The sequence below is a fragment of the Affinirhizobium capsici genome (genome assembly GCF_977018625.1).
Window position 1 is genome coordinate 313,816 of the sequence record NZ_CDRNXD010000007.1, and the last position, 16,014, is coordinate 329,829.

Consider the following 16,014-nt stretch of genomic DNA (forward strand, 5'->3'; position numbering starts at 1 on the left):
CTCACCATGGCTTTTTCAATCGCCTTTCTCGCCCTGCTTATTGAACGTCTCTTTGGCTATCCGCAATGGCTTGTTGCACGGATTGGCCATCCCGTGATGTGGATTGGCAAGCTCATTTCGGAACTTGAGACGCGCTTCAACGATAAGAACAGCAATTTCGAAACACGCCGCCGCAATGGGTTAATCTGCTTCATTCTGCTGCTGGCGTTCACTTTTACGGTCTGCGGCATCATAGAAAGCATCCTGCTGTTGCTGCCGCTTGGTTTTGTAGTGGTCGCCATTCTCGGCTCCAGTCTTCTGGCGCAAAAAAGCCTGGAAGAGCATGTGGAAGCTGTTGCCATTGGCCTTGAAACGGGTGGACTTGCCGCGGGACGCAAGGCTGTATCGATGATCGTGGGCCGCGACCCGGATCAATTGGATGAAGCGGGTGTTTGCCGCGCCGCGATTGAAAGCCTTGCCGAAAACTTCTCCGATGGCATCACCGCACCAGCCTTATGGCTTGGGCTTTTAGGGCTGGCTGGCGGCGCCGCCTACAAGGCAACAAACACAGCCGACAGCATGATTGGCCACAAGAACGAACGCTATCACGCCTATGGCTGGGCAGCGGCGCGCTTCGATGATCTGGTCAACCTGCCCGCTTCCCGCCTCACCGCGCTTCTCTTCGTGGCAGCCGCCCTCGCCACACCCGGAGCCTCAGCTTTGAAGGCATGGGAGGCTGTGAAACGCGATGCCTCCAAACATAAATCCCCTAATGCCGGATGGCCGGAAGCGGCCATGGCGGGCGCCTTGGGCCTCGCGCTGGCAGGACCGCGCGTCTATGGCGGCACACTGGTTGACGATCATTTCATGGGCGAAGGCGGGAGGCGAAAGGCCAATGCTGCCGATATTCGCCGCGCTCTTTCGCTTGCCCGAACGGCTGATCTTTTGTTGCTCATCCTGTTCGGCTTGATCGCGACGGTTCCTACCGCGCTATTTTAAACAGGGCATCGATATCCAGATGCTTCTCCAGATGCGCGGCCAGCAGGTCTAGCACATCTTCCACTCCCTGCTCATAATCCATGCGGGATTCTACCCCGCCAAGGCGGGTAAGCCAGGCAGACCTTTGCTCATCATCGGCAAAAAGCCCATGCACATAGGTTCCGGATACAAGACCTGAGGCAGAAACCGCACCTTCGGGGCGGCCTTGGATCGTCGCGAACGGGCGAGTGCAATCCTGCCCAGTCGTTTCTCCGACATGCATTTCATACCCGGAGCAGCTAATGCCATCGCTAGTGGTGCCGAAGACGGCTTCCAGACGCTTATCTCCACTCAATCGCGTTTTGACATTGAGTAATCCAAGGCCTTCCTCAACTGCCCCTGCCGGACCTTCAACACCATCCGGGTCAGCCACCGAATTTCCTAGCATCTGGTAGCCACCGCAAAGGCCGATTACGGGCTTGCCCTGCCGCACATGGGCTTTGATATCGATATCAAAGCCAGCAAATTTCAGGGCCTGAAGATCGCTGATCGTTGCCTTGGAACCGAGCAGAAGCACGAGGTCCGCATCGCGAGGCAGGGCATTGCCGGGGCGGATGCGAACCAACTCCACATCCGGCTCCGCATCCAGTGGATCGAGATCATCGAAATTGGAAACATGCGGCAGGATTGGCACAGCAATTTTGATTTTTGCCCCAGCCTTCCGCTCCGGTTTAGAATTCAGCGCCAGCGCATCTTCTGCTGGAAGCCTTGAGGCTTGGGCGAAATGCGGCAAAAGACCAATGGGATTCCAGCCGGTGAAACCGTGGATCATCCGCATGCCTTCATCAAAAAGGCTTGGGTCGCCCCGAAAGCGGTTGACGATAAAGCCTTCAATCATCGCAGCATCCTGGGGATCAAGAACGGCCTTCGTTCCCGCAAGACTTGCGATGACACCGCCCCGATCAATGTCGCCAATCAGGATAACCGGTACATTCGCTGCGCGGGCAAAGCCCATATTGGCAATGTCGTTACGGCGAAGATTGACTTCAGAGGCGCTGCCCGCCCCTTCCACCAGCACCAGATCGGCTCGGGATTTGAGATGTGCGAAGCTTTCAAGCACGCGCGGCATGAGGCCTGCCTTGATTTGCTGATATTCCGCGGCGCGGGCATTGCCTTCCACTTTACCCTGCACCACCAGCTGCGCGCCCACTTCGCTTTGCGGTTTCAGAAGCACCGGGTTCATGTGAACAGAAAGCGGCACGCGGGCTGCACGCGCCTGAAGCGCTTGCGCCCGGCCAATCTCGCCACCATCTGCCGTGACCGCCGCGTTGTTGGACATGTTCTGCGGCTTGAAGGGCAGGATGCGCAAGCCTCGGTTTACGAAGGCACGCGCAAGACCGGCAACGATCAGCGACTTGCCGACATCGGAACCCGTTCCCTGAAACATCAGAGCTTTGGCTTGCCCACCAGCCATCAGAATTCGATCCCGGCTTGCGCCTTCACGCCTGCCTTGAAGTGATGCTTCACCAGCGTCATCTCGGTCACCATATCAGCCGCCTCAATCAGCGCAGGCTTGGCGTTACGGCCTGTTACGATCACATGCAGGTCCGGACGGCGCGACGACAGCTCGGCAACAACCTTATCCAAATCCAGATATTCGTAGCGGAGCGCGATGTTCAACTCGTCGAGTATGACAAGGCCCACTTCCGGCAGCGCCATCATTTCCAGCGCCTTTTCCCAAGCACGTTCGGCGGCTGCAACATCCCGCTTCAGATCTTGCGTGTCCCAGGTAAAACCCTCACCCATGGTGTGCCAGATCACGCGATCACCGAAGGCTTCCAGCGCCACTTGCTCGCCCGTATCCCACGCGCCTTTGATAAACTGAACGATTGCGATCTTCCGGCCATGGCCGAGCATACGAAGCCCCAGCCCGAAAGCTGCGGTGGACTTGCCCTTGCCCGGACCCGTGTTGATAATGAGGAGGCCCTTTTCAATGGTTTTCGAAGCAACTTCCGCATCCTGGACGGCTTTTCGGTTGGCCATTTTGCGCCGATGCCGCTCCGCTTCGCTTTCCTCGATATTTTTCATCCGGCCTGCCTCATCTCTCTCTCGTCTCAACGCGCGGGACTATAGCCAAACCCAGCCTTGCGACAATGCCCCACGGAAACTGACGCGCCGCGCGGCATTGACATGCTGCCGTTCAACCGCATAGTGAAGAAGACGGTCTTTTCCCGGCAACGGGGAAAGCTAAGAGGGAACGTGGTGCGGTATATGCCTAAACCACGGCTGCCCCCGCAACTGTAAGCGGCCCCCGCAGGATCTGCGGGAAACCCAGCGCATCATGCCACTGAAGACAATTCGGGAAGGTAGCGCCAGGGGTAAACCGCGAGCCAGGAGACCTGCCGTCTTGAAGAATGGTCCAACCGGGCGGGGTGCTCCGGCAGGGATAGTATGAAAGGCACGCATGCACTTGGCTTGCGCGCGCCTGCACCCCATGACAATTTTTGAGATGAAGGGGTGCGTCTTGGATTTCCAGCCGCAACATCAATCGGACGAACCTGTTGCCGCGCAAGCTCGGGTTACCATCCATGTCTGCGAAACCTGCCGCAGCGGAACTGAAGCCGTCGATGCACAGCGTGACGGTGCCAATCTCGCAGCGCATACGATGTCTCTGGCTGAGCGCGGCATAGACGTGGTGTCTGTTGCCTGCCTCGCCAACTGCAAGCGTGCCTTAAGCGCTTCCATTCAACGCGAAGATGGCTGGTCTTATGTGTTTGGCGAGCTTGACGTGGATTCCGGCTCTGACCTCATCGAAGGTGCCCGTCTTCTCGCCTGTTCTTCCGATGGGCTGATGCCGTGGAAGGGACGACCCGATGCTCTCAAACGCGGCATGATTGCCCGCATTCCACCGATGCCCACTCGATTTTCGAAGATTTGAAGGACCGATTTCATGACCAATACCCTCACCCGCATTCCCTGCACCGTCGTGACCGGGTTTCTTGGAGCTGGCAAAACGACGTTGCTGCGCCATGCGCTGGAAAACATCAAGGGCAAGCGGCTCGCGGTCATCGTCAACGAGTTCGGTGATGTCGGCATCGATGGCGAAATCCTGAAAAGCTGCGGCATTGAGAACTGCCCGGAAGACAACATCATCGAGCTGGCAAACGGCTGCATCTGCTGCACAGTAGCGGATGATTTCGTGCCTGCGATCGACAAAATTCTGGCTATGGAGCCAAAGGTCGATCACATCCTGATCGAAACCTCTGGCCTTGCACTGCCAAAGCCACTCGTTCAGGCCTTCCAATGGCCAAGTGTTAAAAGCCGTGTGACCGTGGATGGCGTTGTCGCCGTAGTGGATGGGCTGGCGCTTGCGGAAGGCCGCGTGGCAGACGATATGGAAGCACTGGCCGCTCAACGGGCAGAAGATGAATCGCTTGATCACGACGATCCGGTCGAAGAAGTTTTCGAAGATCAGATCGCCTGCGCCGATCTTGTGATCCTGACGAAATCCGACCTGCTTTCAGCTGACGATCTTGCTAAGGCCCATGCGCATGTGGAAGCGCATCTTCCCCGCGCCGTTCGTATCGTGAATTCGCAGAACGGCGAGATCGATCCGACCATCTTCATTGGCCTGGGTCTGGCCGTGGAAGACGACATCGAAAACCGCAAGACCCACCACGACGACGAGTTGGATCACGAGCACGACGATTTCGACAGCTTCGTTCTCGATATTCCGGCCATTGCCAGCCCGGAAGAACTGACGAAGCGCATCGCCGATGTGACGGATGCGGAAAAAGTGCTGCGGATCAAGGGCTATGTGGAAGTATCCGGCAAGCCGATGCGCCTTCTGGTGCAGGCGGTCGGGCCCCGTGTGAACCACTATTTCGACCGGCCCTGGGCTGCCAGCGAAGCGCGCCGTTCGCGTTTGGTGATCATTGGTGAAAAGGGCATTGATGCCGAAAAAATCGGGAAGCTTCTGGCCGCCTGATGCATATTCTCGCCACCACATCCTCGTCTCTGGACGATCTGATAGAACCGGTCGATCTGAACCAGACGCCGGGGGATGTGGTGGTGCTGTCTTTCACGGATAGCGACCTGAACGGCATCGCTGCCGCATGGGAACGCAATGAGGTGAAGGGGAACTTGAGCCTTCGCCTCGCCCAATTGAGCGATCTTCGCCATCCCATGTCCATCGATCTGTGGATCGACAAAGTGGCAAGTCACGCCAAGCTTCTGCTCGTGCGCATTCTGGGCGGCTATGACCGCTGGCGCTACGGCGTGGATGAACTGGCTCGAAAAGCGAAAGAACGCGGCATCTGCCTCATTCTCCTTCCCGGTGAATGCAGCGAAAGCGATGAGCGGCTCGCAGAGTCCTCAACGGTTGATGCCGCTGAGATTGCCCTTCTCCTCTCCTATTTTCGTTCAGGCGGACCAGATAACCTTGGCAAACTCGTTAGCCGACTTATCGCTAAGGCAAAGCGAGAGGACCAGATACCAGAGCAGGCGCAAGAACTGCCACGAATGGGGTTTTATCGCCCCGGAGCAGGCGTCGTTTCGCTGGATAGGGCGCTGGGGAGCCGCGGTTCGAGACCACTGGTTCCGCTGCTTTTCTATCGCTCCATTCTTCTGGCTGGCGATATCGAACCCATCGATGCGCTGACGGAGAACCTTGAGCAGCGCGGCATTGCCGTTCTACCCGTTTTCGTTCCCGGATTGAAGGAACGCGATCTACTGTTCATCCTTCAACAGCAGCTTCAGCCTTTAATCCCTGCTGCCATCATCACCGCAACGGCTTTTGCCAGCCAAGCGGATCTCGATGGGCAAACACTTTTTGACCAGTTGGGCGTTCCGGTTTTTCAGGCGGTGATTGCCACAACCAAGCGGCAAGCATGGGACGAAAACCAGCGTGGACTTGGGCCTTCTGATCTTGCCATGCACGTTGTTCTGCCGGAGCTGGATGGACGTCTGCTCTCTGGTGTTATCTCGTTCAAGGCAGAGCGAGAAGCAGGTTCGGATTACGGCTTTGCGGGCTTTGGCAACCGGCCAGAGCCGGATCGCGTCGATGCCGTCGCTGCCCGGATTGAAAAACACCTCGCCCTTTATGCCACGCCAGCGGCAGAGCGAAGGATCACCATTATCCTACCGGATTATCCCGGCGCGGATGGTCGCACAGGTTATGCAGTTGGACTGGACGTGCCGGAAAGCGCCCGTCAAATGCTGATCGAACTGCGTGACAACGGCTATGATGTCGCTGACATCCCCGTATCCTCCGCTGAGCTTCTGGACCGGGTTCTACGAGGGTCTGAAAACCTGCCGATAGACCAATATCATACCGCTTTTGATGACCTCCCGGTTTCTGCGAGACAATCCGTCACAGAATGCTGGGGCGATCCGTTAGCCGACGAAGGATCTAGTGCCGAGGGATTTTGCTTTCGTGCCGCCCGCTTTGGTTCTGTCACTGTGGCGCTCGCACCGGATCGTGGGCGCGAGGCGGACCGGCGCACGGATTATCATGATCCCACACGCCCTCCGGCCCATGCGCTTCTGGCCTTCGGCTTCTGGATGCAGCACGTCATCAAGACGCAAGCCATTATTCATGTTGGCGCGCATGGTACGCTCGAATGGTTGCCAGGAAAGAATGTCGCCCTCTCCCGCAACTGCTTTCCGGAGATCGTCACGGGCAATCTGCCGGTCATCTACCCGTTCATCGTTTCCAATCCCGGTGAAGCGGCAGTTGCCAAGCGGCGTATTGCGGCGCTCACCATCGGGCATATTCCTCCCAAGCTGGTAGGTGCGGGCCTCTCGCCCCAGCAGCAGAAGCTTGAGCAGTTGGTGGATGAATATGCGCAGGCTGATGGGCTTGATCGACGCCGCCGCGACCGGCTTGCAAAGCTCATCGTGGAAACCGCCGACGAGGTCGGTCTGATAGAAGAAGCAGGCGTCAGCCGCTCTGATGATCCTGATACAGCTTTGGCACGGATCGACGCCTTCCTCTGCGACCTGAAGGATTTTGCCATCAAGGATGGCCAGCACATTTTCGGGCGCTCGGAACCGGATGAAACAGAAATCTTGCGGCTGGAGAGCGCACAGTCTGAGCGAAAAGCGCTACTGAATGCTCTGAATGGCTGCCATGTTCTTCCCGGACCCTCGGGATCGCCCTCCAGAGGCAGGTTGGATGTGCTGCCAACAGGGCGCAATCTTTACACATCCGACCCCCGCACCATGCCGACCTCAACAGCTTTTGAAATGGGGCAGAGGGCGGCGGACGAGGTGTTGCGGCGCTATCTTCAGGATCACGGCGATTGGCCAAAACGTCTCGTTATCGATCTTTGGGGTAGCGCAACACTCCGCAGCGGCGGTGAAGAGGTGGCCCAGGGCCTGGCGTTGATGGGCGCTCGCCCGGTTCAAGACCCGGCGACCGGTCGCGTCACAGGCATCGAAGTTCTGTCGCCAGCTCAATTGGGTCGTCCCCGCGTGGATGTTACGTTCCGCATCTCCGGCCTGTTCCGCGATATGTTTCCCACTTTGATTGCCCTGATCGACATGGCAACGCGGTCAATCGCAAGCCGCGTGCATGAAGCACCGGGGGATAACCCGCTGGCAGAACTTGCCACCACCCAGGCTGGCGCTCCTGCTCGCATTTTCGGTTCCGCTCCCGGCACTTATGGGTCGGGGATCGAGGAAAAACTGTCTGATGGAAACTGGCAAAGCCGCGAAGAACTGGGCCGGTCCTATCTTTCCATGTCCCGCCACGCCTTTGGCGGTGCAGAGGGTGAGGCATTCGATGCGGGCGACAGTTTCGAGGCATTGGTTAAGGATGCCGATCTGCTGGTGCATACGGGGGATGATCCGGGCCGCGATCTTCTGGATGGATCGGGTGATGTTGCCTTTATCGGTGGTTTTGCGGCGGCAATGGCAGCCCTTGGCAGCAAGGCAGACCTGATTGCCCTCGACACGACAAACCCGGAAAAACCACGCGCGCGTTCGCTTGCGGAGGCGATCACTCGCGTGGTTCGTGCACGGGCAGTCAATCCACGTTTCATTGAAGGGCAGATGCGCCATGGGCCACGCGGCGCTTCGGAATTTGCCGAGACGGTGGATCGGCTGGTTGGCTTTGCCGAAACCACCGAACTGGTGCAGCAGAGCCTGATTGAAGCCGTTTACGATGCCTATATCGCCGATGAGCGGGTACGCGATTTTGTTCTCGACCAAAACCCGGAAGCCGCCCGCTCCATCGCAGACCGGTTGATGTCGGCGCGTCGCCGGGGTCTTTGGCATCCAAGGCGCAATTCTGCGGACCGTGATCTGGAAATGCTTCATGTCGCCGCCAGCCGAAAGGCACGCTCATGAATGCGGCAGCGCTTGATATGGCGCGCGGCGCTTGTCCCGCACTCGATGCGCCCATGCAAACCGGCGATGGGCTGCTTTCCCGCATGGCGTTGATGGACTGGATTTCGCCGCGAGATTTGGCAGAAATCTGCAAGCTTTCCATTCGTCATGGCAATGGCATTCTCGACATTTCCCAACGCGGCAATTTGCAGGTGCGCGGTTTGACGGCGGAAAGTGCCATCTCCCTGGAAGTCGATATTCGCAGCTTGAACCTGCCACTGCGGGAAGGCTTGGCGGTGGAATGGACGCCGCTTGCTGGAATGGAGCCGGGTCTCGCTTGCGATCCCCGGCCGCTCGGACGCTTGATCATCGATCATGCCAGCGCTCTGCGAGGCAGACTCGCACCGAAACTCTCCATCGTTCTCGACGCTGGTGGCGCGGTCGGCTTTGATGATCTTCTGGCCGATATTCGCCTGACGGCACAACGGAATGCGGATGCGCTTTGCTGGGAGATACGCCTCGGTGGCACAGCCGAAAAGGCGCTTCGCCTTGGCTTGGTGGCAGAGGCGGATGCTCCAAGCTTGGTCGCCCTGCTCCTCAACCATATGGCAGAGCGGGGGTCGAAAGTGCGGGGACGCGATCTTGCACCCGGCAGTCTTCCGGCGTCGGCCATGGCGCTGGTGAAGCCTGGGACAAACAAAGCGCCGCTTCAGAAACAGGCAAGCCTGGGCCTGCTGAACCTGTCAGGAAGCCTCGGCGCCCTTCGCATTGGCCTTCCGTTTGGACAGCAAAATGCAAATGTGTTGGCTGAATTTTGCGAATATGCAAAATTCGTTGGCATTGATCGCGTCCAACCAGCACCGAACCACACCTTGATCCTTGTTGGAGAAACAGCCACCTGCGCATTGCTGCTCAAAACCGCCAAAACAAGCGGCTTTATAACTGAAAGCGATGATGCTCTCTCCGCCATCGATGCTTGCTCGGGCAGGCCCGCCTGCCGTTCCGCATCTCTTTGCACACACGAGCTGGGACGGTTTGCGGCAGCAGAGATGCCCGACCTGTTTGACGGCTCACTGCGGCTTCATCTCTCCGGTTGCGCCAAAGGTTGCGCCCATCCCACCGCATCGACCCTAACATTCGTCGGAACGGAAACAGGTAGCCGTCTTGTATTCTGCGGAAAAACCACCGATACCGCTGTGAAACAGCTTGCCCCTCATAAAGAGAAGGCCGCGCTTGCCAGCCTGACCCGCCTCATTGGCGCGGAACGGAAATCCGGCGAGACGAACCACGACTGTCTGACGCGCCTTGGCTCCGAAAGAATCGCGGCTGCGCTGGACGAAGGACATTGATGACGGACTACGACTATATCCGCGATGGCGATGCGATTTATCGCAAGTCCTTTGCGATCATCCGCGCGGAAGCGGATCTTTCTGCCTTTTCGGAAGATGAGGCGGATGTTGCCATCCGCATGATCCATGCCTGCGGTTTGGTGGAAGCGGCGGATCATTTTCAGTTCTCAGCCGGTTTCGTCGAGGCAGCTCGCGTCGCCCTTCAGGCAGGAAAGCCGATTTTCTGCGATGCGCAAATGGTGGCCCACGGCGTTACCCGCGCGCGCCTGCCCGCCGGCAACGATGTGATCTGTACGCTTCGCGACCCACAGACTGCCGAACTTGCCAAACAGGTTGGTAATACGCGCTCGGCTGCCGCACTCGAATTATGGCGTGACCAGATCGAAGGTTCTGTCATTGCCATTGGGAATGCGCCGACGGCCCTCTTTTATCTCTTGGAAATGCTGGAGAAAGGCTGCCCCAAGCCCGCTGCCATCATCGGCATGCCTGTTGGCTTCGTCGGAGCGGCGGAAAGCAAGGAAGCCCTTGCAGAAAACAGGCACGGCATCCCGTTTGCCATCGTTAAAGGCAGGATGGGCGGCTCCGCCATGACCGCCGCTGCGGTGAACGCGCTGGCAAGGAGCGGGCTGTGAACACTATTGCTCCCGGCAAAGTCTATGGCGTCGGCACCGGCCCGGGTGATCCAGACCTTTTGACACTAAAGGCCGTCAAAGCTCTGAATGGCGCGGATGTTCTGGCCTTTTTCAGCAAACGTGGCTCTCGCGGCAATGGGCGCACCATTGTGGATGCGCATGTACGCGCTGATATACTGGAGCTGCCGCTCGTCTATCCCGTCACCGTGGAAGAGGACAAGGACACCGAGAGCTACAAAAGCGCTATAGACAGCTTCTTTGACCGTTCCGCAGCAGAAATCGCCATTCATCTCCAGGCCGGCCGCAACGTCGCGGTCTTGAGTGAAGGCGATCCGCTGTTCTACGGCTCCTACATGCACCTTCACTTAAGGCTTGCACCGCATTTTCCGGCAGAGGTCATTCCAGGCGTCACAGCCATGTCCGGCTGCTGGTCGCTGGCTGGCCTGCCTCTGGTGCAAGGAGACGATATCTTGAGCGTGCTTCCCGGCACTCTTCCGGAAGAGGCGCTCACGGAACGGCTGAACGGCACAGATGGCGCGGTTATCATGAAGGTAGGCCGAAACCTGCCGAAAATCCGCCGTGCGCTGGCCGCCGCAGGCAAACTTGCGGGCGCGATTTATGTGGAACGCGGAACGATGCCAACCGGCCACGCCATGCCGCTGGCCGAGCGGGATGAGACGCCCGCTCCCTATTTCTCGCTTGTTCTGGTTCCCGGCTGGAAGGGCCGCCCGCAGGGATTGGTGCCATGACGGGCAAGCTTACCGTCGTTGGCCTTGGCCCGGGCAGTCCGCAGCAGATTACGCCGGAAGCCATGGCGGCGGTTGCGGAAGCATCCGACTTTTTCGGTTACGGCCCTTACGTCGAGCGGCTTGAGTTGCGCGCCGATCAGCGACGACATGCTTCGGACAACCGCGAAGAGATTTCCCGTGCTGCGGCGGCTCTAACACTTGCCGCGCAAGGTGCTAAGGTCTGCGTGGTGTCGGGCGGCGATCCCGGTGTCTTTGCCATGGCAGCTGCCGTCTGTGAGGCTATGGAAACCGGCCCTGTGGAATGGCGTAATCTCGATTTTTCCGTCGTGCCAGGCGTCACGGCCATGCTGGCGGTTGCTGCCCGTGCCGGTGCGCCGCTTGGCCATGATTTTTGCGCCATCTCGCTTTCGGACAATCTGAAGCCTTGGGATGTCATTGCCAATCGGCTGAAAGCGGCAGCACAGGCGGGTTTCGTGATGGCCTTCTACAATCCCGTCAGCAAGGCGCGCCCGCACCAGTTGGGCGAGGCCTTCGAGATCCTACGTCAGAATTTGCCTGGCACAGTGCCGGTTATCTTTGGCCGCGCCGCCGGGCGCCCAGACGAAAGGATGAAGGTAGTTCCACTCTCCGAAGCGCATTCGGATATGGCCGACATGGCCACCTGCATCATTGTCGGCTCCACGGAAACGCGACTAATGGCGCGGGATGGACAACCGGATCTCGTCTATTCGCCGCGTTCCTGGGGTGGAAAGGCCTGATCCACATGGGCAATGAGCGCATCGACGGTTTCAAAGGACAAGGCTTCCGGCAAATTCGGTCGCTGGATCATGACCACCGGCAGCCCGAGCTTTCGTGCTGCGGCGATCTTGCCGTAGCTGGCAGAACCGCCCGAGTTCTTCGACACCAGCAATTGGATGCCTTTGTCTTGAAGCAGCGAAAGCTCATCTGCTTCGTTGAAGGGTCCTCGTGCGGTGATGTAATCAACATCCGGCAATGCAAGCGGCGGCACCACCGGGTCCACGCTGCGCACCACATAGCGATGCTGCGGCGCCTGTTCGAAGGGCAGAAGCTCCTGACGCCCCAGTGCGAGGAAAACCGTTCGGCTCGCCTGCCCCAACGCATCCACAGCAGCCTCGACGCTTTCGACTTCCAGCCAGTGATCCGTGTCCTGACAGTTCCAACCGGGCCGACGCAGCGCAATCAAAGGCTTTTCCGCAAGAGCGGAAGCCTGAACGGCGTTGGCCGAAATACGGGCGGCATAGGGATGGGTGGCATCGATCAGCAGATCGATTTCTTCGTTACGAAGATATTCCGCCAAGCCCGTCACGCCACCGAAACCTCCCACACGGGTCGGCACCGGCTGTTTAACTGGCGCAATCGTTCTGCCAGCCAGCGAGAGCATCAGGCGAAAACGGTTCAAGTTACCGAGCTTTCCAGCAAGTTCCCGCGCTTCCGTTGTTCCGCCCAAAATAAGAATGGAGTTCAAACTCATGGCTCCTGACAATCACAAGACCCATGTCACGGAAGCCGTGTGGTTGTCCATTGTCGGCATTGGCGAGGATGGACTGGCCGGCCTCAGTCAATCCGCTATTGCGGCAATTTCCGAAGCAGAGTTTGTTTTTGGCGGTCAGCGCCATCTGCAACTGGCGGGAAACGCTATTCACGGAGAGGCCCACCCCTGGCCGCAGCCTTTTGACCCGGCCATGGAAGCGGTTGTGGCCCTGCGTGGCCGTCGCGTTTGCGTACTCGCCTCGGGTGATCCCTTCTTCTTTGGCGTAGGCGTGACTTTGGCTCGCCATATGGAAAGGCACGAATTTGCGGCTTACCCTGCGCCGTCTGCCTTTTCGCTTGCGGCCTCGCGCCTCGGCTGGGCGCTTCAGGAAGTTGAGACCGTTTCGCTGCATGGCCGCTCCGTCGATCTCATCCGGCCCTATCTACACCCAGGTCGCAAGATCGTTGCGCTTACCTCCGATGGCGAAGGACCTGCCTCCATTGCACGGCTTCTCACCGCTTCCGGCTTTGGAAAAAGCCGGCTCACTATTCTGGAGGCCTTGGGTGGAGAGAGGGAGCAATGCCGTAAAACCGTAGCCGATGCTTTCAATCTCCAAGCGGTTGATCCGCTCAACGTAATCGCCATAGAGGTTTTAGCGGAAAAATCCGCCCGTATATTGCCGCTCGGCTTTGGGCTACCCGATGCGTTGTTCGAGCATGACGGCCAGATCACCAAAAGCGAAATCCGCGCCATGACACTGGCAGCGCTTTCACCACGCCGCGGAGAACTGTTATGGGATATCGGTGCCGGGTCCGGTTCCATCAGTATTGAGTGGATGCTTTCCCACCCCTCCATGCGTGCCATTGCCGTTGAACATCACCCGGAACGCGCAGCACGGGTTACGCGGAACGCGAGTGCGTTCGGCGTGCCGGGGTTGCGGGTAGTTGAAGGGAAAGCGCCCTTTGCCCTGGCAGGCCTGCCGCAACCGGACGCCATTTTCATTGGCGGAGGCGGCAGCCGCGATGGTGTTGTGGATGCAGCCCTTGCAGCATTGCCGTTTGGTGGCAGACTGGTAGCCAATGCCGTGACGCTGGAAATGGAACGTGTGCTGCTCGATGCCCATGCACGACTTGGTGGCCGGCTCATTCGCATGAGTGTGGATCGCGCCGAACCGGTTGGTGGAATGACGGGCTGGAGGCCAGCCATGCCGGTCACACAGTGGTCTATCATCAAGGAAGCGCTGTGATGCTGGCCGTTGGCATCGGCTGCCGAAAAGGCACCTCAGCCTCGACCATTGTCGAGGTCATTCAAGCGTGTCTTGAAGCGTATGAACAGCCGGTTGCGTCTCACCTCATTGTGGCAACCGGCCAGATAAAGGCTCAAGAGAAAGGCATTCGAGAGGCTGCTGCGGAACTGGAAGCCGAACTCCTGATACTCGACGATGCCGCTCTGCAAAAGGTAGCAAATCGCACCCTCAGCCGCTCTGAATTCAGTATCGTCCATTCAGGCCTTCCCAGCCTCTGCGAAGCTGCAGCCCTTGCTGCTGCTGGTGCAGAGGCGCGGCTGCTTGGTCCAAGGCATGTTTCCAAAGGCGTAACCTGCGCTATTGCCCTATCGGAGGAAAGATCATGACGGTTCATTTCATAGGTGCAGGTCCGGGTGCCGCAGATCTCATTACGGTGCGCGGGCGAGACCTTATTGCGAAATGCCCGGTTTGCCTCTTTGCGGGTTCGATTGTTCCACGAGAACTGCTGGACTACTGTCCGCCTGACGCACGGATCGTGGACACGGCATCGCTCTCGCTTGATGAAATCGAAGCGGAATATGTGCGCGCATCGGAAGCAGGAGAAGATGTGGCCCGCCTGCATTCCGGCGATCTTTCCGTCTGGAGTGCGGTGGCAGAACAGATGCGCCGGCTGGATCGGCTCGGGCTCGACTACACGCTCACGCCTGGCGTTCCTTCCTTCGCGGCAGCGGCAGCGGCTCTGAAGCGGGAATTGACAATCCCCGAAGTGGCGCAAAGCCTTATCTTGACCCGTGTTTCAGGCCGCGCCTCCAAAATGCCGGAGGGCGAAACGCTTGCCAATTTCGCCGCGACCGGCGCGACGTTGGCGATCCATCTGGCGATCCATGCATTGGATAGGATTGTAGAGCAGTTGACGCCAGCCTATGGCAGCGATTGCCCGGTCGCTATCGTTGTCAAAGCCAGTTGGCCGGATGAAAAGATCGTGCGCGGAACACTTGCCGATATCGCCGCTAAAGTGGCCGAATTGCCGATTGAAAGGACAGCACTGATCTTTGTCGGCCCCGGTCTCAAGGCAGAGGATTTTCGCGAAAGCGCCCTTTACAGCACTGATTATGTGCGGCGGTTCCGGTCTGGCTGGGATGGGTCCGACACCTGATCCGATAGCGCAAAAGGCGCTTCACCAACCAGCCTGCCCTGACGGTCGAATACCAGCACTTCCAGCGCAATTTCGGGGGAGTTCAGCGCCTTTGCAGCAGTCGTCCAGGCCAAAGAAGCAATTCGATTCCCAAGGTCGAGTCCTTCAGCCTCGGCCAGTTGAAACGCCTGCGAAACAGTGTTGGCCGCTGCGATCTCCTTAGCAAGCTCCGCATCCGCACCGGCATCCACCGCGACCTTGGCAAGGGCATCGAGATCAGCAAGTCCGCGCTTGGAATGCACATCCAGCATTCCTTGAGCAAGCTTGGTCATCTTCGCCACACCACCCGCGACAGTAACTTTGGACACGGGATGCTTGCGCAGGTATTTCAGCATCCCGCCAACGAAATCACCCATATCCAAGAGGGCCGTTTCCGGCAGAGCGTGATGCTTCTGCACCGCCTGCTCGGTCGTCATGCCGGTGGAGCCCGCCACATGGGACAGTCCTTCTGCCCGCGCGACATCTATGCCCCGCCAGATAGAGTGAATCCAGGCGGAACAGGAAAAGGGAATGACGATGCCGGTGGTGCCCAGCACGGAAAGGCCACCGACAATGCCAAGCCGGGGATTAAGCGTGCTTTGAGCCAGCACCTCACCTCCGGGAATGGAGATCTCGACCTCGAAATCGCCATTTTGTCCGGCCACTTCCGTAATCGCGGCTGCAATCATCTGGCGCGGCACAGGATTGATGGCTGGTTCACCCGGCGGAATCGGCAAGCCGGGGCGAGTTACGGTTCCCACGCCCTCGCCTGCTTGAAAAGTCAGACCGTTTCCTGGCCCAGAGCGGCGCACCGTCGCTACCACAAGAGCTCCATGCGTCACGTCGGGATCATCTCCCGCATCCTTGACAATACCGGCCTTGGCGTAATCTGGGCCACGCTCCTCCATCGCCAGTGCGAATGCAGGTTTCTGGCCGCCTGGCAAAGTGACTTCGATGAGGTCGGGAAAGTCATGACGAAGCAAAGCCATGCACGCGGCCTTCGCAGCTGCCGCAGCGCAGGTTCCCGTGGTCCAGCCACGACGCAACTCTTTGCCTTCCGTTTCCATATGCGCATCTATATCGTTG

General features: G+C 58.7%; 15 protein-coding genes and 1 riboswitch. Of the genes, 11 read left to right on the forward strand and 4 right to left on the reverse strand.

The genetic code is table 11. The annotated features are described in order from the left end of the window. The first annotated feature begins 6 nt into the window (after nt 1-6). Nucleotides 7-978 (forward strand): adenosylcobinamide-phosphate synthase CbiB, encoded by a 972-nt coding sequence (cbiB, locus tag AC0JZ1_RS19690; RefSeq protein WP_471884134.1) that lies wholly within the window; start codon nt 7-9, stop codon nt 976-978. Here cbiB and AC0JZ1_RS19695 read toward each other — a convergent pair. Then, nucleotides 962-2,431, reverse strand: a complete 1,470-nt coding sequence (locus AC0JZ1_RS19695) for a cobyric acid synthase (protein ID WP_471884135.1) — start codon at nt 2,429-2,431, stop codon at nt 962-964. The two genes, cbiB and AC0JZ1_RS19695, sit on opposite strands and share 17 nt — an antisense overlap. Beyond that, nucleotides 2,431-3,045 carry a cob(I)yrinic acid a,c-diamide adenosyltransferase gene (gene cobO, locus AC0JZ1_RS19700; RefSeq protein WP_471884136.1) on the reverse strand — a complete coding sequence of 205 codons (615 nt, stop codon included), beginning with the start codon at nt 3,043-3,045 and terminating at the stop codon, nt 2,431-2,433. Before cobO ends, AC0JZ1_RS19695 begins: the two co-directional genes overlap by 1 nt. Before the next feature lie 116 nt (nt 3,046-3,161). Then, nucleotides 3,162-3,378: riboswitch (cobalamin riboswitch) on the forward strand. Nucleotides 3,379-3,481: 103 nt separating this feature from the next. On the opposite strand from cobO, the gene AC0JZ1_RS19705 reads away from it, so the two are divergent. The 7 genes from AC0JZ1_RS19705 to AC0JZ1_RS19735 are packed head-to-tail and all read left to right on the forward strand — an operon-like array spanning nt 3,482 to nt 11,774. Next, nucleotides 3,482-3,895, forward strand: coding sequence for a DUF1636 family protein (locus AC0JZ1_RS19705; protein WP_471884137.1), 414 nt, complete (start codon nt 3,482-3,484; stop codon nt 3,893-3,895). A 12-nt stretch (nt 3,896-3,907) separates the two neighbouring features. Continuing rightward, nucleotides 3,908-4,945 (forward strand): cobalamin biosynthesis protein CobW, encoded by a 1,038-nt coding sequence (gene cobW / locus AC0JZ1_RS19710; RefSeq protein ID WP_471884138.1) that lies wholly within the window; start codon nt 3,908-3,910, stop codon nt 4,943-4,945. Further along, entirely contained in the window at nt 4,945-8,307 is a 3,363-nt protein-coding gene (gene cobN / locus AC0JZ1_RS19715) for a cobaltochelatase subunit CobN (protein ID WP_471884139.1), read from the forward strand. The genes cobW and cobN overlap by 1 nt, the downstream gene beginning before the upstream one ends. Beyond that, on the forward strand, nt 8,304-9,635 hold the full coding sequence (gene cobG / locus AC0JZ1_RS19720; protein ID WP_471884140.1) for a precorrin-3B synthase: 1,332 nt from the start codon (nt 8,304-8,306) through the stop codon (nt 9,633-9,635). Before cobN ends, cobG begins: the two co-directional genes overlap by 4 nt. Continuing rightward, nucleotides 9,635-10,267 carry a precorrin-8X methylmutase gene (locus AC0JZ1_RS19725; protein WP_471884141.1) on the forward strand — a complete coding sequence of 211 codons (633 nt, stop codon included), beginning with the start codon at nt 9,635-9,637 and terminating at the stop codon, nt 10,265-10,267. Before cobG ends, AC0JZ1_RS19725 begins: the two co-directional genes overlap by 1 nt. Next, nucleotides 10,264-11,016 carry a precorrin-2 C(20)-methyltransferase gene (locus AC0JZ1_RS19730; RefSeq protein WP_471884142.1) on the forward strand — a complete coding sequence of 251 codons (753 nt, stop codon included), beginning with the start codon at nt 10,264-10,266 and terminating at the stop codon, nt 11,014-11,016. Before AC0JZ1_RS19725 ends, AC0JZ1_RS19730 begins: the two co-directional genes overlap by 4 nt. Then, complete coding sequence (locus tag AC0JZ1_RS19735) at nt 11,013-11,774, forward strand: precorrin-3B C(17)-methyltransferase (RefSeq protein WP_471884143.1); 762 nt, start codon at nt 11,013-11,015, stop codon at nt 11,772-11,774. Before AC0JZ1_RS19730 ends, AC0JZ1_RS19735 begins: the two co-directional genes overlap by 4 nt. Here AC0JZ1_RS19735 and AC0JZ1_RS19740 read toward each other — a convergent pair. Further along, nucleotides 11,741-12,508 carry a cobalt-precorrin-6A reductase gene (locus tag AC0JZ1_RS19740; RefSeq protein ID WP_471884144.1) on the reverse strand — a complete coding sequence of 256 codons (768 nt, stop codon included), beginning with the start codon at nt 12,506-12,508 and terminating at the stop codon, nt 11,741-11,743. The genes AC0JZ1_RS19735 and AC0JZ1_RS19740 overlap by 34 nt on opposite strands. Here AC0JZ1_RS19740 and cbiE point away from each other — a divergent pair. The 3 genes from cbiE to cobM are packed head-to-tail and all read left to right on the forward strand — an operon-like array spanning nt 12,507 to nt 14,910. After that, entirely contained in the window at nt 12,507-13,754 is a 1,248-nt protein-coding gene (gene cbiE / locus AC0JZ1_RS19745) for a precorrin-6y C5,15-methyltransferase (decarboxylating) subunit CbiE (protein WP_471884145.1), read from the forward strand. The two genes, AC0JZ1_RS19740 and cbiE, sit on opposite strands and share 2 nt — an antisense overlap. Continuing rightward, nucleotides 13,754-14,140: a cobalamin biosynthesis protein gene (locus AC0JZ1_RS19750; protein WP_471884146.1), complete on the forward strand. Its 387-nt coding sequence runs from the start codon at nt 13,754-13,756 to the stop codon at nt 14,138-14,140. The genes cbiE and AC0JZ1_RS19750 overlap by 1 nt, the downstream gene beginning before the upstream one ends. Then, entirely contained in the window at nt 14,137-14,910 is a 774-nt protein-coding gene (gene cobM, locus AC0JZ1_RS19755) for a precorrin-4 C(11)-methyltransferase (protein ID WP_471884147.1), read from the forward strand. The genes AC0JZ1_RS19750 and cobM overlap by 4 nt, the downstream gene beginning before the upstream one ends. On the opposite strand, the gene AC0JZ1_RS19760 is transcribed toward cobM, so the two are convergent. Then, nucleotides 14,865-15,995, reverse strand: coding sequence for a cobalt-precorrin-5B (C(1))-methyltransferase (locus AC0JZ1_RS19760; RefSeq protein WP_471884190.1), 1,131 nt, complete (start codon nt 15,993-15,995; stop codon nt 14,865-14,867). The genes cobM and AC0JZ1_RS19760 overlap by 46 nt on opposite strands. Nucleotides 15,996-16,014 lie beyond the last annotated feature (19 nt).